Raw genomic sequence first — 21522 nt, 5'->3', positions numbered from 1 at the left:
GCCGCAATCGCCCGTCGCAGCGCGGTCAGTATGACGTCACGGCTGGGCAGATCCAACCGACAGACGTCACCCGTCGGCGGCCGATCGGGACGCATCACATCGGTGCCGTCAATCAGTATCGACGGTGACGGAAAGGGTCCGACCCGCTCAACGATCGCCGTGTTGATCCCGACCACGGCCAAACAGTCGACCAGCATTTCATGGGCCGTTGCCGCGTTCGGACAGCCCGGGCTGCTCAGAATCTCAATCCGCATCCCACGGTCTCCCAACACCCGTCATTAGCATCTCAGGTGGGTCAATTTTCGCGACCCGGTGACAGTTGCAGCCGGAGTTCGACGCGCCCGGTAGCTCGGCGATTTCGGGTACGCCGTGGCAGGCGCACTCCCTTGCGGCGAGTTCAAGCCGCGGCTCGCCGCTGCTGCGGTCGCAAAGTGTGCCGAGACGCGTCTATGCCGGCCATTTCTTGCGCCTGCTCGGCTGCGGTCTGCCCTAGCCGGACCAAATCCGCTCGCTCCTGGACCGAAAGCGGCTGTTCGCCAGCGACATCTGGCCGCTGGCCGTCACCGCTGCGGGCCTGGGACATCAGCCACCGCTCATCGCGCACCCATGTATGCAGCAGGCTCGTGTCCACGTTTAGCTGGCGGGCTACCTCAGCGACTCGCCGCTGCCCGTCGATCACCATGTGCGCGGCCGTGACTCGATACTGCGGGGTGAATGAGCGCCGATGTTGTGGCATACCTACTGGCTTCACGAATCCCACGTCGCGCTATCTGGGATGTCCACCATGTGGGCGGTCTGGGGCGATCCTTGTCGGGTGTGGCGGCCGAAGCGGCGTAGCCGCAGCGAGTTGGTGACCACGCTGACCGAGGAGAGCCCCATCGCCGCTCCCGCGATGATCGGGTTGAGCAGACCGAGTGCGGCTAGGGGGATCGCGGCGGTGTTGTAGCCGAAGGCCCAGCCAAGGTTCTGGTGGATGGTGCGCAGGGTCTGCCGGGAGAGCGCGATCGCCTCCACAACACCGTCGAGCCGGTCGGACATCAGCGTGATGTCGGAGGCCTCGATGGCCACGTCGGTGCCGGTGCCGATCGCGATGCCCAGATCGGCCTGCACCAGCGCGGGGGCGTCGTTGACGCCGTCGCCCACCATCGCGACCACCCGCCCCTGGTCTTGTAGCCGCTCGATTTCGGTGACCTTGTCCTGCGGCAGCACCTCAGCCAGGACGTGATCGATGCCGACCTGCGTGGCGATCGCGGCGGCCGTGCGGGCGTTGTCGCCGGTGATCATGGCGACCTGCAGGCCCATGGCTTGCAGTTGAGCGACCACGTCGGCGGCGTCGTCCTTGACCGTGTCAGCGACGGCGAGCACGCCCACAACGTGGTCGTCGCGGCCGACGAACACCGCGGTGCGGCCTTGCTCTTCGAGTTCGGCGGCCGCCGCAGAAAGGTGCTCAGGCAGAACCAAATCGTGATCGTCGACAAGTGTGCGACGTCCGACCAGCACGGTGCGGCCGTCGATCTGGGCCCGCACCCCGTGGCCGGCGAGGCTGGTGAACGCCGTCGTGGCCGGAATCTGCAACCCCAGCTCGCGCGCGGCCGCGACGATCGCTGTGCCGATGGGGTGCTCGGAGCCCGACTCGACCGCGGCGGCGATTCGCAGCACCAGATTGGGCTGGCGCCGCTTGCCGGCAATCACATCGGTGACCCGCATCTGGGCGCGGGTCAGCGTGCCGGTTTTGTCGAAGACCACGGTGTCGATCTTCTTCGAGGCTTCCATTACCTCGCCGCCTTTGACCAGGATCCCCAGTTCCGCGCCGCGGCCGGTGCCGACCGTGATCGCCGTCGGGGTGGCCAGGCCCAGCGCACAGGGGCATGCGATGATCAGCACCGCGACCGCGGCGGTCATACCGGCGACCGGGTTGGCGGCGATCAGCGTCCACCCGGCAAATGTCACCGCGGCAACCCCGACGACGGCCGGGACGAACACCGCCGAGACGCGGTCAGCCAGTCGCTGCACGGGGGCCTTGCCGCCCTGTGCCTGCTCGACCAGGCGCACAATCTGCGCCAGTGCGGTATCGGCGCCGACGGCGGTGGCGCGCACGGTCAGCAGCCCGTCGATGTTGACCGTCGCACCGGCAACACGGTCGCCCACCGATTTTTCGACCGGGACGGACTCGCCGGTCAGCATTGACTCATCGACGGCGGCGCGCCCGTCGGTGATCTCGCCGTCGACCGGGATCTTCTCCCCAGGCCGTACCCGTACCAGGTCTCCGACTTGTACCTGATCAACCGGCACGAGAATTTCTTGCCCGTCGACGAGCAGGCAGGCTTCCTTGGCGCCCATCTCCAAAAGCTTGCCGATCGCCTCCGACGCCTTGCTCGTGGATCTGGCCTCGAAGTAGCGACCCAGCACCACGAACGCAATGATCAGCGCCGCCGTCTCGAAGAACAGTGCGCCACCGGCGAACAACTCATACGTGGAGTAGCCGAATGCGGTCAATGTGCCCAGTGTGATCAGCGTGTCCATGTTGGCGCTTCCCGCCCGCGCCTGTTGCACCGCGCCGCGCAGGAACGGCCACCCGGCGACGAATTGCACCGGTACCGTCGCCGCGAACGCCAACCACCCCGCCCACGGATAGGCGCCGAACACCATCGTCGACACCGACGCCAGCAGCGCCAACGGCATGGCCAGCCGCAACCGCCGCAACCAGTTCCGCTGCTCACGCCTGTTCAGCTCGCCCGAGGACGCCGTGCCGCACGCACCGCCCTGTCCCTGCCCGCAACCGCCACTACCCTCGGTGTCGCGCGGCGCGTCGCTATCGGCCCGGGCGCCCAGCAATCGGCGGAGTCCACCGATGGCCTTGCGAACCACCCCGGGGGTGCGGGCATCGCCGGAATGCGAGGCGCGGGTGGGCACCAACTCTGCAGGGATGTGCTCGGCTTGCCCGATCGCCGACAGCACGGCCGCGGTGTCGCAGCGCTGCGGCGAATACTGGATCACCACCGATGCCGTGCGCGGATAGGCCGTCACCGCCTGCACACCGGGCACCGTGGCCAGAGTCTCCTCGATCGCGACGGCCCGGACCGCATCGACATGAAATCCGGTGATGCGCAGCCGCATCCGCCCGGACGCGTCCGATACGACCGTCGCCGTGGCGTCGGCGGCCGGCAGGACCTCAGTCGTCATGGCCGTCGCCCGGGCTCGTCACGATCGCCGGTTCGGTGTCCTCTCCGGCGCGCTCTCGTGCCTCGGCAACCACGTCGGCGACCGTCAATCGGATCTGTTCCGTGTTCGTTTCGGCCGTGCGCTGCGCTTCGCGGGCGGCCCGGATGCCCCACGCGGTCACAGCAACGGTTGCCGTGCGCAACGGAACCTTCGCCACGGCCGTGCGCACTGCCTCATACGCCGCAACCCCCACCACCCCGGTTACCACCGTGGGCGCCGCCTTCATCAAGAACCCATGCCACGCCATACCAAGCACTCCCTTCCCGTCGTTGCACCGCCAAACGGTGACCAGTCGGCCACGGTCGCTGCGGAGCGACACGAACCCATCCTTGACCTTCCAGTACAGTGGAAGGTCAAGGATGGGTTCCATGCAGATCGGCGAACTAGCGAAACTCAGCAATACCAGCGCGAAAACCATTCGCTTCTACGAGAACGCGGGGCTGCTCCCGCCACCGGCACGCACGGCGTCGGGGTACCGCGACTACGGGCCCGAGGTCGTGGATCGGCTGCGGTTCATCCATCGGGGCCAAGCCGCCGGGCTGACCTTGCAGAAGGTGCGCCAAATCCTGGCGATCCACGACCGCGGTGAGGTGCCGTGCGGGCACGTGCAACAGGTCCTGCACACCCGTCTGGACCAAGTCCGCGCGCAGATCGCCGAACTGGTCGCCCTCGAAGGCCACCTGCAGACCCTTCTCGACCACGCGGCGCACGCCGCGCCCACCGAACATGACCAGTCCACGGTGTGCTGGATTCTGGAAAGCGACCTGGATGCCGACGCCACCGTCGGTCCCGGCCACTAGACCATGAACAGCACCGAAATGCGTGAGTGGTCATGGACTGATGCGTGGTTGCCGGCCGCCCTGCTGGGTGTGGCGGGGGTGGGCTGGTGGTGGTCAGTGGTCAGCATGACCGGCGACGCCATGTCTATGGACACCGAGCCAGGAATGCCCATGGAGACCGCGCCAATGATGTCGTTCGCCGGTTTCCTCATCGCGTGGGTGGCCATGATGGCCGCGATGATGCTTCCTGCGGTCCTGCCCGTCGTTCGCGCCTACGCCCGCGCCGCCACCGGCAGCGCCGCTCCAGCGATCGTCTTCGTCGCCGGATACCTGGCCCTGTGGAGCGCCACCGGGATCCCCGCCTTCTGGGCGTGGAGCCACCTCAACGGGCCACTGGCACACGGATCACCGTGGGTCGGCCGCCTGGCCGGCGCCATAGCGCTGGCCGCCGGGATCTATCAGCTCACGCCGCTGAAAGCAGCGTGCCTGCGGCACTGCTACTGGCCATTGTCGGTTTCCCCGCCGTGCGGCAAGTACCACGACAGCCCGGCCCGGGCGCTTCGTGCCGGTGGGCGCTACGGCGTCTTTTGTCTGGGCAGCTGCTGGATGCTGTTCGTAGTCATGATCGCCTTCGGCACCATGCAATTGGCGTGGATGCTGGCGCTCTCGGTGGTGATCTGGCTGGAGCGAGTCGCCTCCTTCGGCGATTGGCTCACGCGCGTCACGGGGGCGGTGCTCGTAATCCTTGGCGTTGTGCTGCTGGTGCACCCCGCGTTGGTCATCAACCTTGTCTAGCGAGGAGTTAAGTCATGACGACGACGACACAACCACGCACCCGCCCCTGCGCTTTAGCGGCGACATTTTGATCTGGCTGTCCGCTGTCGTTTGATCTGAGGCGCTGCTGGCCGTTTGACCTGCGGCGCCTCAGATCCGTGCGCTTGAGCACAGTATTGCGGGGTTGATCGAGGATGCCGGTGCTGCCTGCGTGAGCGGGTCCAGTGCCGAGTGCCCAGTTCTCGAAGAACTGACTGAACCGGCAGTGCGGCATTCGATTTGAACGCCAACGCATTGCCGTGTTCACGTCGGTTCCCGTGGGTTGGCTCTCTGAGTATGGTGTGCGGGGCAGGTGTCTGTCACGGGTACGCGCACGGGTCGACGATCGGGTTGTGGGGCTGCCGCGTCCGGAAGCCGGGGACGCCCCGATGCCCCGGCACGGTCTCCTAAGATCAGCAATCATGGTGGCGCGTTCAATCCTGTTATTCGTCCTGGCTGCGGTCGCCGAAATCGGCGGTGCCTGGCTTGTCTGGCAAGGCGTCCGCGAGCAACGTGGTTGGCTCTGGGCGGGACTCGGCGTCATCGCGCTAGGAATGTACGGGTTCGTCGCCACCCTGCAGCCCGATGCCCATTTCGGCCGGATCTTGGCCGCCTACGGCGGCGTATTCGTCGCCGGCTCGCTGGCGTGGGGCATGGCCCTCGACGGGTTCCGACCCGACCGTTGGGATGTGATCGGCGCCCTGGCCTGCCTGGTAGGCGTTGCCGTGATCATGTACGCCCCTCGCGGCCACTAGCTCAGCATCACGTGGCGGCCGGGCAGGCCCAAACCGACCCATCGGGGGCGGATCGGGACGCATCACCTCGGCCCCGCCGATCAGTATCGACGGTGACGGAGACGGGCCGGCACGCTCAGCGATCGCCGTATCGATCCCGGGTACGGCCAGACAGTCGACCAGCATTTCATGGGCCGTTGCCGCGTTGGATAACCCGGGGGGATCTCAGTGGCGCAACAGGTTTCGGTGACTGTGGGTTTGGGTTATGTAGTGGTGCCAGGTAGCAGTTCGGCGATCAGGGTCTGGACGCGGTTGGCGATGTCGTCGCGGATGGAGCGGACGACCTCAAGGGCTTGGCCGGCGGGGTCGGGCAGTTTCCAGTCCCGGTAGGTGACTCCCGGGAAGTATGGGCAGGTGTCTCCGCAGCCCATGGTGATCACGACGTCGCTGGCTTGCACCGTGTCGGCGGTGAGCACCGCGGGGCTGTTGGCTGTGATGTCGATGCCCAGTTCGGCCATCGCGGCAACGGCCGCCGGGTTGACTTGGTCGGCGGGTTCGGTGCCCGCGGAACGGACCTCGATGCGGCCACCGGACTGGTGGATCAGCAGTGCGGCCGCCATCTGGGAGCGACCGGCGTTGTGCACGCAGACGAACAGGACGCTGGGTTTGTCGGCCATCAGCGGGCACTGCGTGATTGGGACTCGGGTCCGAAGAGGCGGGTACGCAGCGCCAGGGACACGTAGACGAGTCCGACCAGCACCGGTACTTCGATGAGCGGGCCCACGACCCGGCCAGGGCCTGCCCGGAGGTGGCGCCGTAGGTGGCGATCGCGACGGCAATCGCGAGTTCGAAGTTATTGCCGGCAGCGGTGAACGCCAACGTGGTGGTGCGCTCGTACCCGACGTTGAGGAGGGCGCCGAGCAGGTAGCCGCCGGCCCACATGATCGCGAAGTAGGCCAGCAGCGGCACCGCGATGCGGGCGACATCGAAAGGCCGGGAGGTGATCTGATCACCTTGAAGGGCAAACAGGATGACGATGGTGAACAGCAGTCCATAGAGTGCCCAGGGGCCGATGCGGGGCAGGAATTGCGACTCGTACCAGGTGCGGCCTTTGGCGCGTTCGCCTAGGCGGCGGGACAGGTACCCGGCCAACAGTGGGACGCCGAGGAAGATCAACACCGATTTGGCGATCTGCCACGGGGAGACCTCGATCCCGGTCTGGGACAGGCCCAGCCAGCCCGGCAGCACCGACAGGTAAAACCAGCTCAGCGCGGCGAACATGAGAACCTGAAAGATCGAGTTCAACGCGACCAGCACTGCGGCGGCCTCGCGGTCCCCGCAGGCCAGGTCGTTCCAGATGATGACCATGGCGATGCAGCGGGCCAGCCCGACGATGATCAACCCGGTGCGGTATTCGGGCAGATCGGGAAGTAGCAGCCACGCCAGGGCAAACATCACCGCCGGCCCGATCAGCCAGTTCAACACCAGCGAGGACGCCAGCAGTTTGCGGTCGGCGGTGACCTCGCCGAGCTGGTCGTAGCGGACTTTGGCCAGCACCGGATACATCATCACCAACAGCCCAAGGGCGATGGGCAGCGAGACTCCGTCGACCTCAATGGCACTTAGGCCCGCGCCCAGGCCGGGCACCAGCCGCCCCAGCAGCAGGCCGGCGGCCATCGCTACCCCGATCCATACCGGCAAGAGCCGGTCCAGGGTGGACAGCTTGGCGGCCACTGCGGGTGCAGCAGTCGATATGGCGGTGTCACTCATGAGGTTTCTCTCCCGTGGCGCGAGCGGCGTACCGCTTCACTGGCAGCTGTCAACGTGAGGTGGGTCGGGGCGCGGTGGCGCGGTCGTTCGCTGCGGCTGTCTCAATCAGACGATGCGGCGGGTTTGGTGGCGTGGATGATCGCGCCGTGCATCCCTTCGGCCACCTGGTGGGTGAACGTGACCGTGGCATCGGTGAACCCGGCCGCGGCCAGTCCGTCGAGGTACTCCTGGCGGGACAGCGCTCCGGCGATGCAGCCGACGTAGGAGCCGCGTTCGGCGCGCTCGGCCGAACTGAGGTGGTCTTCGGCGACGACGTCGGAGATCCCGATCCGCCCGCCGGGGACCAGCACCCGGAACATCTCGGCGATCACGGCCGGTTTGTCGGCGGACAGGTTGATCACGCAGTTGGAGATCACCACATCGACGGCGGCATCGGGCAGCGGGATGTCTTCGATGGTGCCCTTGCGGAACTCGACGTTGGTGACACCGGCCTTGGCTCGGAATTCTTCGGCGTTCCGCCTCGCCAAGGCCAGCATCTCGTCGGTCATGTCGACGCCGTAAGCAAACCCGTCCGGGCCGACCCGGCGCGCCGACAACAAAACGTCGATCCCGCCGCCAGAACCCAGGTCAAGCACCCGCTCTCCGGGGTGCAAGTCAGCGACCGCGGTCGGGTTACCGCAACCCAGGCTGGCCGCAACCGCTTCAGCGGGAATCTCGGAGTGCTCGTCGTCGCCGTAGAGACCGGCGCCGAAGATGGTCCCGATATCGGCTGAGTCGCTGGACCCGCAGCAGCTCGCGGCGGTCAGCACATCGCTGTTGGTAGCGCCCCCGCTGATCGCGGTGGCGGCGGCGCCGTAGCTGGCCCGGACCTGATCACGCAGCTCATTGTGTTCGGCGGTCATCGCACCTACTCTTTCCATCGACAGACATCTATGTGAGCAGTGTGCGGGAAACATCGATGACTGTCAATGCGTGTGTCATACTGGGGCCATGCCCGCCGCGATCGCCTCCCCGACCGAACGCGATGACTCGTTGCTGGTCGCTGACGTTGCGGCGTGCTGCAGCCCGATCACCGACGGCGTACTCGACGCGGCCGCCGCCGAGCGGCTGGCCGGCGTGCTCAAGGCGCTGGCCGAACCGACCCGGCTACGGCTTGTGTCAATGATCGCGGGCCATGAGGGCGCCGAGGCGTGTGTATGCGACCTGACCGCTACTGTGGGGCTATCCCAGCCGACGGTGTCGCATCACCTCAAGATCCTGGTCGAGGCCGGCCTGCTCGACCGAACCCAGCGCGGCAAGTGGGCGTACTACCGGCTGGTGCCCGCGGCCCTGGATGCGCTCGGCGGGGTGTTTGTTGTCCGTTGTCGTTGTGGCTGAGGCAGCGCTTGAGGGCCTGACCTGCGATGCCTCGGATTCAGTGACGGCCGCCGCTACCTTGAGTTGTCCTGCCGCCGGGTGTCTCGTGCTGGCCCCGCAAGAGGCGTTATGCGTCCGGCGCGTACGCCGTTGGCGATGACGACGACTTCGGCAAGCTCGTGCACCAGTACGACCGTGGCCAGGCCGAGGGTTCCGAACATCGCCAGCGGCATGAGCACGGTGATGATGCCCAGGGAGAGTCCGACGTTTTGCACCATGATCTGCCGGGAGCGTCGAGCATGTGCTAGTGCGTGGGGCAGGTGCCGCAGGTCTTGGCCCATCAGGGCGACGTCGGCGGTTTCGATCGCGACATCGGTTCCCATGGCGCCCATCGCGATTCCCAGGTCGGCGGCGGCCAGGGCCGGAGCATCGTTGACGCCGTCGCCGACCATCGCGGTGGGCCGGTGAGCGCCCAGTTCTGCGATCAGGTGAGCCTTGTCCTCGGGGCGCAGTTCGGCATAGACGTGCTCGATGCCGGCTTGGGCGGCGAGCGCCGCCGCGGTGGCGTGATTGTCGCCGGTGAGCATCGTCACCTGGTAGCCGCCGGCACGTAGCGCGGTGATGACCTCGGGAGCTTCTGGGCGTAGTTCGTCGCGCACGGCGATGGCACCGAGCAGCCGGTCATCGCGTTCTACGAGCACCGCTGTGGCCCCGGCTTGTTGCATGTGCGCTACGTGATCGGCGAGGTCGGCGGGGTCGATCCAGCCGGGCCGGCCCAGCCGGATGGCTTGCCCGTCGAGGTGGCCGGTCAGCCCAGCTCCGGCAACGGCGTGCACGTCACTCGCGGCGGCCACCGGCGCTTGGGTAGCGGCCAGGACGGCCGCGGCCAGCGGGTGTTCACTGCGGGTTTCCAGCGCGGCCGCGACCGCCAGCACCTCTTCGCGGGTGGCGTCGTTGGTGGTGGCGATGTCGATGACGGTGGGCCGGTTGGCGGTCAAAGTTCCGGTTTTGTCCAGCGCGATCCCACTGATGGTGCCCAGGGCTTCCAGCGCGGCACCGCCCTTGATCAGTACCCCGATCTTCGAGGCGGCACCGACTGCCGCCACGACGGTCACCGGCACGGCGATGGCGAGCGCGCACGGGGACGCGGCGACGAGCACCACCAGAGCGCGTTCGATCCACACCAGCGGGTTACCGAAGATGCTGCCCGTCCCGGCGATCAGCGCCCCGGCGATCATGATGCCCGGCACCAACGGCTGCGCGATCCGATCGGCCAGGCGCTGGCTGGCGCCCTTGCGGGCCTGTTCGGCTTCCACGATCTGCACGATTCGCGCCAACGAGTTGTCCTCAACGGTCGCGGTGACCTCCACCTGCAGCACTCCGGACCCGTTGATCGACCCGGCGAACACCTCATCACCGGGTCCGGCCTCTACCGGCACCGATTCGCCGGTAATCGCCGAGACGTCCAGGGCGGTGCGCCCGGCAACAATGATGCCGTCGGTGGCCAGGCGTTCCCCGGGTTTGACAATCATCTGATCACCGACGCGCAGTTCGGCTGCGGCCACCACGGTTTCGACACCTGCGCGCAAGACCGTGGCCTGATCCGGCACCAGCGCCAGCAGAGCACGCAGGCCGCGGCGGGTACGGGCCACCGCGTATTCCTCCAAACCCTCGCTGATGGAGAACAAAAACGCCAGCATCGCGGCCTCGCCGACCTGACCGAGTCCAACAGCGCCGAGCGCGGCGATCGTCATCAACGTGCCGACACCGACACGGCCCTCGGTCAGTCGCCTAACGGTTGAGGGCACGAACGTCGAAGCGCCCACCGCGAGCGCCACGACTTTCAATCCCAACGCCACCGGCCCGAATGGAGTCAGCCACGCCGTCACCAGTGAGGCTGTCAGCACCACCCCGGAGAACGCGGCCCGCCGCAGCTTGACAACGCCCCACAGCCGCTCCGACTCAGGGTGGCTGTCGTCGTGGTCGCAGCAGCCATCGCTTCGTTGCACTGGTCGTTGTGAAACCCTGTCAGCTTGCTCGCCGGATAGCGTCCGCTCGCTCCAGTCGAGGATTCTCTGCACCACACCGGGGTTGCCTCCCTCGACCGAGTGCGGCGCCCGGGCGGGCACCGACTCGGCAGGGATGTGCTCGGCGGCGGCGATCGCCGACAAAATGGCAGCGGTGTCGCAGCGCTCGGGTGAATACCAGACCACCACGGAAGCCGTGCGCGGATACGCGCGGACCGCATCCACACCAGCCACCGTGGCGACCGAGTCCTCGATCGCGACAGCCCGCACCGCGTCGAACCGAAACCAGTTAGCACGCACCCGTATTCGTCGCGCACCCGCAGACACGACAACCAGCGCGGCCCCGTGATCGGAGGAAACCTCAGCAGTAGGCACAATCGACCTTTCCCCGTGAAAACGGCTAACCCATCACTTGGCAGCAGTCGTCATCGTCAGCCTTGGCGGCGGGCGGCCGAGGGGCATCGTCGCCGATGCGTCCGCGGGCTTCGGCGACCACGTCGGCGACTTTCAGCCGGGCCGACTCCGCTGCTACCTCTGCGCTCCGAGTTCCGCGCAGTCCCCACTCCGTCACGGTCACCGCTGCCCGGTGAACCGGCGCCGTGCCCACCGCCTTGCGCAGCACCTCGTAGGCGCTCACCCCGACCAGCCCGGTGAACACTGTCCCGGCTGCTTTGGCCACGAACCCATGTATAGCCACTGCTTATCCCTTCTGTTCTGCCAACTCACTACGATTGAGCGACCGCGATCTTCAAGGTCACCGGATCGCTGCCACTGATGGTCATCGACCAACGGTGGCCTCGGCTGCGCCCGATGCGGCGTCCTCGCCGACACAGGGCTGGTCGGTATCCACCGCCAAAACAACCTGGACCAGCTCGCCCAGAGCACGGGCGAGGTGAGGGTCGGCCAGCGCGTAGCGAACCTGCCGGCCCTCATAGGTCGCGATGACCAGCCCGCAGCCCCGCAAACACGACAAATGATTGGACACATTCGACCGTGTCAACCCCAGCTGCGCAGCCAACTGGCCCGGGTAGCACACCCCATCGAGCAGTGCCACCAGAATCCGACACCGCGTCGGATCCGCCAGCGCTCGGCCCAGCCGAGCCAGCGCCGATTCCCGCGTCTCACACGTCAGCATGCACCAAACAGTACAGCCGATACTGATATGTCAGCAAGGGCTGAATTGTGCCATGGCTCCACACGCCGCCGTCAGCCCTGACGCCGCCCAGCTGGCCCAGCCGGGCACGGTGATCGCGGGGATTGACCTGGTCGTGGTTTCCACGCGTCGAAGTGGTGTGCGCGGCGGGTGGCGCTGAGTTGTTGATCGTGGATCCACTGTTCGATGGGGCGGGTTTGGTCGCGGTGCTGGGGAAACCGGGCGCTGACGTTGACGTAGACCGCATCGACGGCGCGGGCACGGGCGGGTGTGGCTGGCGCGGTGCCCCAGATCCGGCGATGAGCGCCGGCCAGGATGGCGGCCAAGGCGATCAGGTCCGGGTAGGCGCCGATGTGCGTGTCGGCGTCGGCGCGGGCAGGCGGCAGCGTAAACGGGCTGGTGCTGCGTGCCCAGCAGCGGTGAATCCGCGCGACATCCCTGACCGCGAAGCGCGCAGCGTCGCCGTGACACCGATCCAGTCGGGCATGGCGCTGCGCTGCGGCGATCACCGCGGGGGCGCAGCGCAGATCGCGTTGATCGTCGAGGGTGGAGGTGCCTGCACCGATCCATCGGCGGTGGCGGCAGCAGACGGTCGCGTAGTCGGGCAACCAGCAGTAGACCGGCTCATAGACACCGCGGCGTGCCATGCACAGGCGGCATGCGGGCCGGGCGTGGCGGCGTTGGCGGGTGGTGTCGCGGTCGGGGGCGGCCAGCCCGATGAGCCGGGCGTGAAGGATGCCCACGGGCTGGCCGCTGGCGGTTGCCAACCAGTCCGGCCGGGGACGGCAGATCGCTGGACCGTCGGCCAGGTAGCGCCGCAGACCTCGGGGTTCTAGGTGGTTGGCGTGCGCGAGCCGATCAAGATAGGACTGCACCGTTTCGCCACGAAACGGTGTGACGGTGCGCGGTAGTGGCGCGGCAGGCCCCTGCGGCCACGCCGGTGGGGTTGATACGTCAGCTGGCATGGCGTTGCGCCGATGTTTGGGCTGCGTAGTCGATGAGCACCGTGTCCATCAGATCCCTGGTGAGGTTCTCGGTTTCGTCGAGCATGCTGCGGATCGCAGCCGAGCGGATCAGGTGCGCCAGGCTGCCGATCATTCCGCCGGTGCGTCGATGCAGGTATTTGGCTTCGGCGACCAGCGTTCCCGCGGTGTGATGGTGCAACCGCAGGGTGCCTTCCATCGCGGCCACCAGCGACTTCCATTCCCCGGCGTACGGGAACGGGCTGGTGTTGATCACACCGCAGCGCCCGGCGAGCTGGCGTCCGCGGGTGCCGGTGAACACACCGGAGCGCTCGACGTCGATGCCGGCGTAGACGAACGTGGCGGGCAGGTGTTCGGTGAAGTACTTCAGGTGATCGGACAGTTCCTCGCCGGCCCGGGTATCGAGGTTGAGGTTGTGGATCTCGTCGACGATCACGATGTCGGTTCGGGCGTCGATGAGGACCTGGCAGACAGCGTCGGCGATATCGGTGACATTCATCCGCGGTTGCATCGGCGGAAGGCCCAGGAATCGCGCGAACTCCATCGCGAGTTTGCGCGCCGAGCCTTTCGGGGGCGCGGTCACGTATACGATCGGGATCCGGGACTTGTCGGCGAATCGTGTCCTGATACGCAGTTCGTGGAATCGGCCGAGTTGTTTGACCGCGGTGGTCTTGCCGGTCGCGGCCGCCCCGGAAATGATCAGCCCGCGCCGGGCGCCGATCTCGCGTTGGTTGAGCAGGGTCAGCAGCCGGCCTTCGTTGGTGATGCGCTGGATCGCCGACGTGGTGACCACGACCAGTTCACTGTGATGCGCTACCCGGGCTTCGTTGTAGTTGGTCCGTTCGGTCTCCGACAGGGTGCTCCACTGCTCATCGGGTAACAGGGTGAACTCGGGTGGATCGGCATCGACGAAACGGCGCCAACCCTCGAGCGTGGTGGTGGGTTGGCGCCGGTCCTCGAGTTGGCTCACCGGGGCAAAAGTGTTCACAGCCGCCACGATTCAGCCTCCTTGCGTGCATCGAACACCGGTAGTGGAATGACTTGGGCGATCTCGATGTCGTCGGCGTCCTCGTCACCGCCTGGCGGCGGCTCCTCATCGCAGGGTTCTGCGGTATCCGGCGGGCGGGGCCAGGCCGGTGTCGCGGTGGCTCGCGTTCGACCCGCCACCCTGCGATCCTTGGATTCCTGTCGGGTGGGGGCGGGGCCTTGCGCGGCCCGGTCGAGCAGGTCATCGGCCGCGCGGGCGATCTCGGCTTCGGTGGCCTGATCGCATCCGCGCTGGGCCAGCACGGACCGCGCATGCTGCCATACCAATTCGCCGAACGGTACCGGGTGGCTGCGCAAATGCGTCCAGGTCGCGGCCAGCCAGCCCTCGTCGTGATGGTTGCGCACCCAGATCCGCGACACGTCGTAGGGGTCGTAGTGCACCTCCCACTGGCCCTTCTTGGATTCCACCCCCGAGTGCTGGCGGCGGTAGGGGTTGAGTGCCTTAGCGTCGTAGCTGCGGTTGTTGACCCGGATCCCGTAGGAATTGATGCGCCGCCAGCACGACGGCAGTAACTCGATGTAGTCCTCGGCCGACAGCGGCACCGGAACATACCCGGCGACCTCGACCAAGGCGGCGTACTTTTCGTTGGGCGTCAACGCCTTGCCCGGGGTGACGGGGTCACGCAGGCCGTCGTGGGGCCGGTTTTGCCATACCGCGACGATCCACTCATCCAGCAGGGCTTGCAGCTCCACGATCGACCACACTGCGTCCTGTTCGGCGTTCTTGCCGCGCCGCTCGACGCTGGAGCCGACATACCCGGCGACATGCTGGGCGAACAAGGTGGCCACCGACTGCAGGGTCCGCTCGATCTTGGGTTTGTCGGTCGGCGTATCCGGGTGGGCGGGCTGCAGATTGATCCCCAACGTGCAACACGCCTGCCGGAAGGTTTGCGACAGATACGCCTTCCCGTGGTCGCACACTACGGTCTCCGGGGCGATCACCGGCCGGGCGGCCGCATCGGCCAACCGTTGATCCACGCCGGTCAAACAGCGATACGGCAGCACCGACCGCGACATCCGCAGCGCATCGGACCACTCCGGCCGCATCGGTTCTGGCGTCAACGCTCGGGCCAGCAGCAGCGCCGCGTCGACCGCTTTGGTCGTGGGCCGCAACACCGCGGCCGGAATCGAGCAGGTCGCGTCGTCAACCATGCCGGTCAGCTCGACCCGGTCCACCGTGCCGTCATCGAGGACCACCCGCACATCCAGGGGGGTCGAATCGATCTCGACCACCTCGCCGGGGCGCGCCACCGTCAGCGCACCGAACGGGCCGTCGGGCTGTTTGGACAACGAACGCCGGGTGCGCGCGGACCCGAACGTGTGCCGGCCCTCCGACAGCCTCTTCACCAGACGATAGAACGTCCGCTGAGACGGCATCGCCGGTGCGTCCTGGGCACCGTATTGAGCCACCAGCGATTTGGTCACCCGTCGCTGCAGGCGGCTCACCGTCCCGGTCGACACGTCGGTCTCGTCATCGATGGCCTGCCGCACTGCGGCCACCAGCCGCTCGTCGACGCGGCCGAACATCGCCCGCCGGGGAATGTGCCGGCGATCCACAACCCCCAGCAGGCCGTCTCGTTCGTAGGCATAGCGTTGCCGCTGCAACGTGTACAAGCTGATCTCGTGGCCAGCCGAGCGCAGCTCGGCGAGCTTGGCCAATTCGCGCTGCCGCAACGAACGCGACGCCGGATCGAACTCCGGCCGCGGCCGGCTACCCGCCTCGGAATCAACCCGTCGACCCGTCAACACCTCGATCAAGTGCCGTTCCCACCAGCGGGCCCGCTCGGCGGCAGCCTCGGGCACCCCGGCCAACGCTTCTTCGGAACACAAAGCCGGTCGCGATCCTGACACCAACTCCAACGCCGGGTCGCCCAGCAGCCGAGACAGCGGTACCACCGACTGCCCGCCGACCGCATCGGTCAGCCTGGCTGAACTGCCCGAAAGTGTGACAACCGTGAATACGCCGTCGGATAACCGGATTTCATCGCCCTCGCGGATGACACCCGACCGCATACCCGTCATCGTGACAACGCGGGCCCGACGATCGACTCCTCGGTCAAGACAGCCGCGGAAAGATCCACGCCCAGTCGCCGGTGCCACAACAGGTGAAACAGCACCGGCAACACCATGATCGCTTCACCGACCGGTCTCACCCCGGTCATCAGCGGCCGCGCCGAGTCGAACACCGCCTCCAACGCTGCGGCGACCGCCGGGCGGTACACCCGTGGATGCCGATACCCAGACAACCAGCGCAAATTCGCCGTCACGACCGGATCCGCAACGCCCGCTCGCCGATAGGCCCATCCCAGGGAACGGCACGCCTGCTCGGACCGGTCGAACAACTCAGCATCAGCATCCGATATTCGGTCATCGGCCCGCACGTCAAGAACCGTCGCCGTTCCGTCGGACAACCGCACGAAGTAATCAGGCACGTGGTGCCTGCCGTCACCCCAATGGAGCCGGAACGGCTGCGACGCAACACCAACCACCGCGGGATCGGCGTCCAGCGCGATCAAATGGTCACGCTCCGACCACGACTCGTACCCAACGTGCTCACGAGTCGTCGAAAACCACCACAGGCCTGGATAATTGCCCTGCCCGCGAAACGCTGGGAAACCACGCACGGGTGAGCAGTCCAACTCAAAGGCCACTGCGGCACACTCCGCCAGCGGCAAGCGCGAAGAACCCCCGGAGGAGTTGAATTCCACCTCAACGCCACCGTTGACCTGCGGCCATAGCGCCGCCGGCGCCACACTCACCTAAACAACGCTACCGGCGGTACCTCGGATAGATTGGCAAAGACACGCCGATACCGCAGATACGGTGGCAATACATCACATCGGATGTCAACGGACAATGAACGACCAATCACCAGGTGTCGCCGAGCAGTTCAACGCGACCCCGGTCGCCCAGGCCTGGCTGCAGAACTTCCTGGCCGCACCGCCGCCGCAGCGTCAGCAGCTGGTCGAGCAGGCACAGCAGCGGCCCGAAGCGCCCGAGTACGTCGCGCTGTTCAGCCCGCTGGCCAACGACTGCGACTACTACTGAGCCCGGTCACTCTTCGACGTTGTAGAACGAGTCGCCGTCTTCGGGGCTGCCGGAGACCTGAGCACGGTGCCGGCCGCCGGTCACGGCCTGGCCGGCTTCGTCGGGGTCTCGTTCGAGTCCGGCATCGGGACGCTCGGCGGCCAGTTTGTCGTCCAGCGATTCGTCGGTCGCGTCATCGACCGGTTGCCAGCTGTCCGGCGGGGTCACGGTCGCATCGCCGTCGTCGTTGCGCAGCTCGTCGGAATCGGTGGCCTCGCTCGGCGGCAGGGTGTCGTCGTCGGTGGTGTCGGTGGCGGGATCGATGTCGGGTCGATCGGTCATGTGCTCGGCGCTCCCGGGATTCAGTCGGTTTCAGTTGGCGATGGCCCATTGCGGTTGCGGCGATTCCGGCGTCATGTAGCCGACGCCGCGAACGGTGTCGACGATCGACTCGTGGTCGGCGCCGAGTTTGGCGCGCAACCGCTGCACGTGCACGTCGACCTTGCGCCGGCTGCCCTCACCGCCCCACACCTCGTGCAGCAGCCGGGTGCGGGTGAACGCGTGACCGGCATGCCGGACCAGATAGTTCAGCAGTTTGAACTCGGTGAGGGTGAGGTCGAGTTCGCGGCCCGACAGCGACACGCTATAGCTGTCGGGGTGGATGATCAGATCGCCGAATTGCACTGCGCTCTGCTCGGATTCGCGTCGGCGCGCCAGCGCCAGCCGCAGTCGCGCATGTGCCTCGGCCGGCCCGGCCGTCGTGACCAGCACGTCGTCGACCTGCCAGTCGATGTCGACGGCGACGAAGTCTTCCGCGGCCACCACGGCCAGCACCGCGGCCGACGGCGCCCAGGCGCACAGCCGCCGGCAGGTCTCGCGTGCGGTCGCCAGTTCGGTGCAACCGTCCACCAGCACGGCCGCCGCGCCGCGACAGTCCGCGCGGGTCACAGCGAGCGGCGCGCGGCCGACCGAGTGTCCGAAGACGCGTAAGGCCGACAGGGTCTGTTCGAACTCGTCCCGGTCGGTCAGTAACAGAATCTCCATCGCTGACTCCAACCCTCCGATGTGCTCCAGCGCCCTCGAGTGCTCTTCAAGGCCGTTCAAGGCACTATTACCCGCTCCGGGGCGTGAGTAACCGCACAGCGACAGGCCCGGCCCGCCGTAGCGGGCCGGGCCTGCCTTCAATCGGGCTACTGGTGGGACTGTTCGCGTGACTCGGCCGCCTTCGCTCCCGCACGGGCCGATTCGGCCTCGGCTTCGCGCTTGGCGGCGTCGCGCTGCGCTTCGCCCTTGTCCTGCTGTGCCTTGCCCTCGCGGGCGAGCTCGTCGTTGCCGGTCACGGTTCCGACGGCTTCCTTGGCCTTGCCCTTGACGCCCTCGACGGCGCCGCGGAAGCCCTCTTCGGGTCCGCTCTTCTCTTGGTCCGACATAAAATCCCTCCCTGGATTTCGTGGATGCGACGGGCCCGTGTGCGCTGTCGGCCCGCCACACCTGCAAGGCTTCCCGGCGGCTCGCCGGCTCAAACGTCGAATCACCTTGACGCAGAGCCGATCAGCGCGGACGGTGGGAGGCATGGAACGCCCCATGCGACCGCGCCCCGGTGGCGACCGGCTGGGCCAGGAGGACGCGGAGGTTCGCTCGGCGGTCAGGTTCGCCGGCGTGATCACCGCGATCGGCGTGGCGGTGGTCTTGCTGGCGGCATGGTGGGCCAGTTCGTGCGATGCGAGCACGGCGACGGTGCAGACGGTGGCGTGCGGACGGCCGTACCGGGCCGTGCTCGCCGCGGCGTCACCCGTGGTCTTCGCGGCCGGTGGACTGCGTGCTTTTCTGCGCACCTACCGGGTGTGGCGCGCTCGGGGCACCTGGTGGGGCTGGCAGGGCGCCGGGTGGTTTTTGATGTCGTTGATGCTTCTCGTACTGATCATGAGCGCGGTGCCGATCAGCGGTATGCGCTGATCACGCCGGATTCCGTCGGCATAGCTGCCGTGTGGCTGTGAGGTTTCTGAAAGTGGAGCGTTATTTAGATCACATCGGCTTACGATAGTTTTCGGTTGCGGACGGGTTCGCCACACGGGGTCCCCCACGAACGGGCGGCTCGGCCACGCGGCCTCCGGATGGGCCGGACGATTCACGAAAGGAAGAAGCGATGGGCGATACGTTTCATGACCCCGTTGACCATGTCCGGACGACCCGGCCGCATGCCGGCCGTGCGGTGATCGACGTCATGGGTTGGCCCGGTTACAGCCTGCTGGTGGTGGGCATGGTCGCCGGGATCGGCTGCCTCACCGCGTTCGCCACCGGCCACGACCGCCAAGGCGTGGCGGTCGCCGCCCTCGCGGTGTTCGCTGCCGGCCTGGGGGCGCTGTGGCTGCTGATGGAGCACCGGCGGATCGGCCGGGTGAACCAGCAGTGGCAGCTGGCGCACCCCGAGTTGCAGCGGCAGCATTCGACCGGTTGAGCTAGCAGAAACGACGGCCCGACCGGTTATCCGGTCGGGCCGTTGTCGTCCCGGTGGTCCGGAATCGGCATGGTTGGCGCGCCGGCAGATCGGGTACAGGGTTCCCGTGACTAACCTCCGGGCGGCCGACTATGCGGATTTGACGGCGTGAACAGTCCCTCGGCGCGCAGCGGTAGTCTCGGTCCGACATCGCCGGGAGGCTCAATGACCGACATCCACAGCGACCGGACCTTGCGGTCGTGCAGCGAGCGAGCCGTCGAGTTGCGGGTGGCGCCCAGGCTGGAGAGTCTGGCCGTGGTGCGCATGGTGGTCGGCGCCATCGCGACCTTCGAGGATCTCGACGTCGATACCGTGGCCGATCTGCGGCTCGCGATCGACGAGCTGTGTACCCAGTTGATCCGCTGCGCCGCCCCCGACGCCACGCTGCAGGTGATCATCGACCCGAAAGACGACGACGTGACGATTGTGGCGTCGGCCGCCGGCGACGGCGCCGACGTGCTGACGCCGGGCAGCTTCAGCTGGCACGTGCTCACCTCGCTCGTCGACGACGTGCAGACCTTCCATGACGGCCAGGAACCCGGTGGCGCCGGTGATGTGTTCGGCGTGACCTTGACGACCCGGCGGGCGGAATCCAGGCAGTGACCCGGGGCGCCGCCAGGAGCGGCTCACAGTCAGGATCGGAATACTCCGACGTCGGCGACATGTTTCGCGAGCTCGCCCATTACGAATCCGGTTCCACTGATTTCCGGAACCGCAAAGACAAGATCGTGGAGCGGTGTCTGCCGCTGGCCGATCACATCGCCCGCCGATTCGAGGGTCGCGGCGAACTGCGGGACGACTTGGTCCAGGTCGCGCGGGTGGGCCTGGTCAACGCCGTGACGCGCTTCGACGTCGAAACCGGTTCGGATTTCGTCTCGTTCGCCGTCCCGACGATCATGGGCGAGGTCCGCCGGCATTTCCGGGACAACAGCTGGTCGGTCAAGGTGCCGCGCCGGCTCAAGGAGCTGCACCTGCGGCTCGGTTCGGCCACCGCCGACCTCTCCCAGCGCCTGGGCCGGGCGCCGACCGCCACCGAACTGGCCCGGGAGTTGGAGATGAGCCGCGAGGAGGTCGTCGAAGGACTGGTGGCGGGCAGCTCCTACAACACGCTGTCCATCGACAGCGGCGGCAGCTCCGACGAGGACGACGTCCGCTCGATCGCCGACACCCTCGGCGACATCGACGCCGGGATGGACCGGATCGAGGACCGCGAGGCGTTGCGGCCGCTGCTCGACGCGCTTCCCGAACGGGAACGCACCGTGCTGGTGCTCCGGTTCTTCGAATCGATGACCCAGACGCAGATCGCCGAACGGGTCGGCATCTCGCAGATGCACGTCTCGCGGCTGCTGGCCAAGTCGTTGAGCAAACTGCGCGACCAGCTGGAGTAGCCGGTCCTCCTCAGCCGCCCAGCGCGTTCTGGGCGGTCAGCGACGACATCACCGCGTCCGGGCCGTCGAAGCTGTCCTTCTTCAACGCCCGCAGCGTGTCGACCAGTTTCGGCTCGGCGCCGTTGTGCCGGGCGTGGTCGGCGAGCTGCTCCGCGGTGCCCGGATAGTCGAAACCGGCAAGGCAGCTCTGCACTTGAGCGACGTCGAAGCCCATCACTGCGCAGTACCCGGCGGCGTCGCGCCGGAAACGCATCGTCAGCGCAGCCGGTAGATCTCCGACCAGGTGCGAACCAGCTCGGACTCGTGCGCACCGCCGAACATGTAGACCGGTGAGGCGATCGGCAGCGCCCGTTCGACGCGGACCAGCACCGCCTCGCGGCACGGGAACTGCGGCCCCTGCGTCTCGGTCACCCACTGCCGCAGCCACTCGTAGACCTCGTCGCCGGGCGGACGCAGTTGAGCGGTGCCCTTGAAGCGGTAGCCGCGGCGACGCAGGAAGTCCACCACGTTGACCTCGATGCGCGGATCGCGGCGCAGGTCGGCCACCGTGGTCGGCGACGCCATGTGCATGAACGCCAGGTGCTCGTCGCCGTAGACCAGCAACGACTCCTTCGGCGACAGGTTGGGCGAGCCGTCCTCGCAGATGGTGGCCACGAATGCCAGCTTGGCGCTCGCCACGATCAGGCGCATGTCGTGGTCGATGATGCACACCGCTCATCCCATCGT

General features: G+C 67.2%; 25 protein-coding genes and 1 pseudogene. 9 read left to right on the top strand and 17 right to left on the bottom strand.

Translation table 11 applies throughout. The features are described 5' to 3' along the window. Positions 1-397 precede the first annotated feature (397 nt). The 3 genes from BST10_RS24325 to BST10_RS01855 are packed head-to-tail and all read right to left on the bottom strand — an operon-like array spanning position 398 to position 3469. Entirely contained in the window at positions 398-736 is a 339-nt protein-coding gene (locus BST10_RS24325; protein WP_033718757.1) for a transposase, read from the bottom strand. 11 nt (positions 737-747) lie between these two features. Next, positions 748-3117 (bottom strand): copper-translocating P-type ATPase, encoded by a 2370-nt coding sequence (locus BST10_RS01860; RefSeq protein WP_109469971.1) that lies wholly within the window; start codon positions 3115-3117, stop codon positions 748-750. A gap of 55 nt (positions 3118-3172) precedes the next feature. Next, a complete protein-coding gene (locus BST10_RS01855; protein WP_033718771.1) occupies positions 3173-3469 on the bottom strand; it encodes a DUF1490 family protein in 297 nt (98 codons plus the stop codon). A gap of 121 nt (positions 3470-3590) precedes the next feature. On the opposite strand from BST10_RS01855, the gene BST10_RS01850 reads away from it, so the two are divergent. From BST10_RS01850 to BST10_RS01840, 3 genes are all read left to right on the top strand, one after another. Beyond that, complete coding sequence (locus tag BST10_RS01850; RefSeq protein WP_007170246.1) at positions 3591-4022, top strand: heavy metal-responsive transcriptional regulator; 432 nt, start codon at positions 3591-3593, stop codon at positions 4020-4022. A gap of 3 nt (positions 4023-4025) precedes the next feature. Then, entirely contained in the window at positions 4026-4796 is a 771-nt protein-coding gene (locus BST10_RS01845; protein WP_007170247.1) for a DUF2182 domain-containing protein, read from the top strand. A gap of 440 nt (positions 4797-5236) precedes the next feature. Continuing rightward, positions 5237-5569, top strand: a complete 333-nt coding sequence (locus BST10_RS01840; protein WP_007170248.1) for a YnfA family protein — start codon at positions 5237-5239, stop codon at positions 5567-5569. A gap of 242 nt (positions 5570-5811) precedes the next feature. Here the strand turns inward: BST10_RS01840 and arsB are convergent. Together arsB and arsM are read right to left on the bottom strand one after the other, a co-directional pair. Further along, a pseudogene (gene arsB, locus BST10_RS01825) lies at positions 5812-7318 on the bottom strand (ACR3 family arsenite efflux transporter). Between the two features lie 101 nt (positions 7319-7419). Continuing rightward, the gene (gene arsM / locus BST10_RS01820; RefSeq protein ID WP_007170251.1) at positions 7420-8220 is read right to left on the bottom strand and encodes an arsenite methyltransferase; all 801 of its coding nucleotides are present in this window, start codon (positions 8218-8220) and stop codon (positions 7420-7422) included. A gap of 88 nt (positions 8221-8308) precedes the next feature. On the opposite strand from arsM, the gene BST10_RS01815 reads away from it, so the two are divergent. Next, a complete protein-coding gene (locus tag BST10_RS01815; protein WP_007170252.1) occupies positions 8309-8695 on the top strand; it encodes an ArsR/SmtB family transcription factor in 387 nt (128 codons plus the stop codon). A gap of 53 nt (positions 8696-8748) precedes the next feature. On the opposite strand, the gene BST10_RS01810 is transcribed toward BST10_RS01815, so the two are convergent. The 7 genes from BST10_RS01810 to BST10_RS01780 all read right to left on the bottom strand — a co-directional run bounded on the left by BST10_RS01810 (position 8749) and on the right by BST10_RS01780 (position 16643). Continuing rightward, positions 8749-11037, bottom strand: coding sequence for a heavy metal translocating P-type ATPase (locus tag BST10_RS01810; RefSeq protein ID WP_033718775.1), 2289 nt, complete (start codon positions 11035-11037; stop codon positions 8749-8751). 64 nt (positions 11038-11101) lie between these two features. Then, a complete protein-coding gene (locus BST10_RS01805) occupies positions 11102-11398 on the bottom strand; it encodes a DUF1490 family protein (protein WP_033718759.1) in 297 nt (98 codons plus the stop codon). A gap of 81 nt (positions 11399-11479) precedes the next feature. Further along, positions 11480-11836: a Cd(II)/Pb(II)-sensing metalloregulatory transcriptional regulator CmtR gene (gene cmtR / locus BST10_RS01800; protein WP_007170255.1), complete on the bottom strand. Its 357-nt coding sequence runs from the start codon at positions 11834-11836 to the stop codon at positions 11480-11482. A 71-nt stretch (positions 11837-11907) separates the two neighbouring features. Beyond that, complete coding sequence (locus tag BST10_RS01795) at positions 11908-12597, bottom strand: hypothetical protein (protein ID WP_371869148.1); 690 nt, start codon at positions 12595-12597, stop codon at positions 11908-11910. A gap of 211 nt (positions 12598-12808) precedes the next feature. Next, entirely contained in the window at positions 12809-13834 is a 1026-nt protein-coding gene (locus BST10_RS01790; protein ID WP_007172501.1) for a TniB family NTP-binding protein, read from the bottom strand. Next, positions 13822-15897 (bottom strand): Mu transposase C-terminal domain-containing protein, encoded by a 2076-nt coding sequence (locus tag BST10_RS01785; RefSeq protein WP_224860251.1) that lies wholly within the window; start codon positions 15895-15897, stop codon positions 13822-13824. Before BST10_RS01785 ends, BST10_RS01790 begins: the two co-directional genes overlap by 13 nt. A 5-nt stretch (positions 15898-15902) precedes the next feature. Continuing rightward, positions 15903-16643: a TnsA-like heteromeric transposase endonuclease subunit gene (locus BST10_RS01780; protein WP_099459185.1), complete on the bottom strand. Its 741-nt coding sequence runs from the start codon at positions 16641-16643 to the stop codon at positions 15903-15905. Between the two features lie 97 nt (positions 16644-16740). On the opposite strand from BST10_RS01780, the gene BST10_RS01775 reads away from it, so the two are divergent. Continuing rightward, complete coding sequence (locus BST10_RS01775; RefSeq protein ID WP_083036062.1) at positions 16741-16932, top strand: hemophore-related protein; 192 nt, start codon at positions 16741-16743, stop codon at positions 16930-16932. A gap of 6 nt (positions 16933-16938) precedes the next feature. Here BST10_RS01775 and BST10_RS01770 read toward each other — a convergent pair whose 3' ends face one another. The 3 genes from BST10_RS01770 to mbp1 form a co-directional block, all read right to left on the bottom strand. After that, positions 16939-17253, bottom strand: a complete 315-nt coding sequence (locus BST10_RS01770; RefSeq protein ID WP_083036061.1) for a hypothetical protein — start codon at positions 17251-17253, stop codon at positions 16939-16941. A gap of 30 nt (positions 17254-17283) precedes the next feature. Continuing rightward, on the bottom strand, positions 17284-17955 hold the full coding sequence (locus BST10_RS01765) for a winged helix-turn-helix domain-containing protein (RefSeq protein ID WP_013830039.1): 672 nt from the start codon (positions 17953-17955) through the stop codon (positions 17284-17286). A gap of 146 nt (positions 17956-18101) precedes the next feature. Beyond that, on the bottom strand, positions 18102-18341 hold the full coding sequence (gene mbp1, locus BST10_RS01760; RefSeq protein WP_013830038.1) for a microaggregate-binding protein 1: 240 nt from the start codon (positions 18339-18341) through the stop codon (positions 18102-18104). Positions 18342-18483: 142 nt separating this feature from the next. Between mbp1 and BST10_RS01755 the strand changes: the two genes are divergently transcribed. The 4 genes from BST10_RS01755 to BST10_RS01740 all read left to right on the top strand — a co-directional run bounded on the left by BST10_RS01755 (position 18484) and on the right by BST10_RS01740 (position 20796). Next, entirely contained in the window at positions 18484-18867 is a 384-nt protein-coding gene (locus BST10_RS01755) for a hypothetical protein (RefSeq protein ID WP_041318501.1), read from the top strand. A 190-nt stretch (positions 18868-19057) separates the two neighbouring features. Beyond that, a complete protein-coding gene (gene usfY, locus BST10_RS01750) occupies positions 19058-19369 on the top strand; it encodes a protein UsfY (protein ID WP_013830036.1) in 312 nt (103 codons plus the stop codon). Between the two features lie 204 nt (positions 19370-19573). Next, a complete protein-coding gene (locus BST10_RS01745; RefSeq protein ID WP_083036059.1) occupies positions 19574-20011 on the top strand; it encodes an ATP-binding protein in 438 nt (145 codons plus the stop codon). After that, positions 20008-20796, top strand: coding sequence for an RNA polymerase sigma factor SigF (locus tag BST10_RS01740; RefSeq protein ID WP_083036058.1), 789 nt, complete (start codon positions 20008-20010; stop codon positions 20794-20796). The genes BST10_RS01745 and BST10_RS01740 overlap by 4 nt, the downstream gene beginning before the upstream one ends. A gap of 10 nt (positions 20797-20806) precedes the next feature. Here the strand turns inward: BST10_RS01740 and BST10_RS01735 are convergent, their stop codons facing one another. Both BST10_RS01735 and BST10_RS01730 read right to left on the bottom strand, forming a co-directional pair. After that, on the bottom strand, positions 20807-21049 hold the full coding sequence (locus tag BST10_RS01735) for a DUF2795 domain-containing protein (protein ID WP_232062399.1): 243 nt from the start codon (positions 21047-21049) through the stop codon (positions 20807-20809). A 2-nt stretch (positions 21050-21051) separates the two neighbouring features. Next, on the bottom strand, positions 21052-21507 hold the full coding sequence (locus BST10_RS01730; RefSeq protein ID WP_083036056.1) for a pyridoxamine 5'-phosphate oxidase family protein: 456 nt from the start codon (positions 21505-21507) through the stop codon (positions 21052-21054). Positions 21508-21522: the final 15 nt, after the last annotated feature.

The organism is Mycolicibacter algericus DSM 45454 (assembly GCF_002086455.1).
GTDB lineage: Bacteria > Actinomycetota > Actinomycetes > Mycobacteriales > Mycobacteriaceae > Mycobacterium > Mycobacterium algericum.
This window is presented reverse-complemented; position numbering and strand designations above follow the sequence as displayed.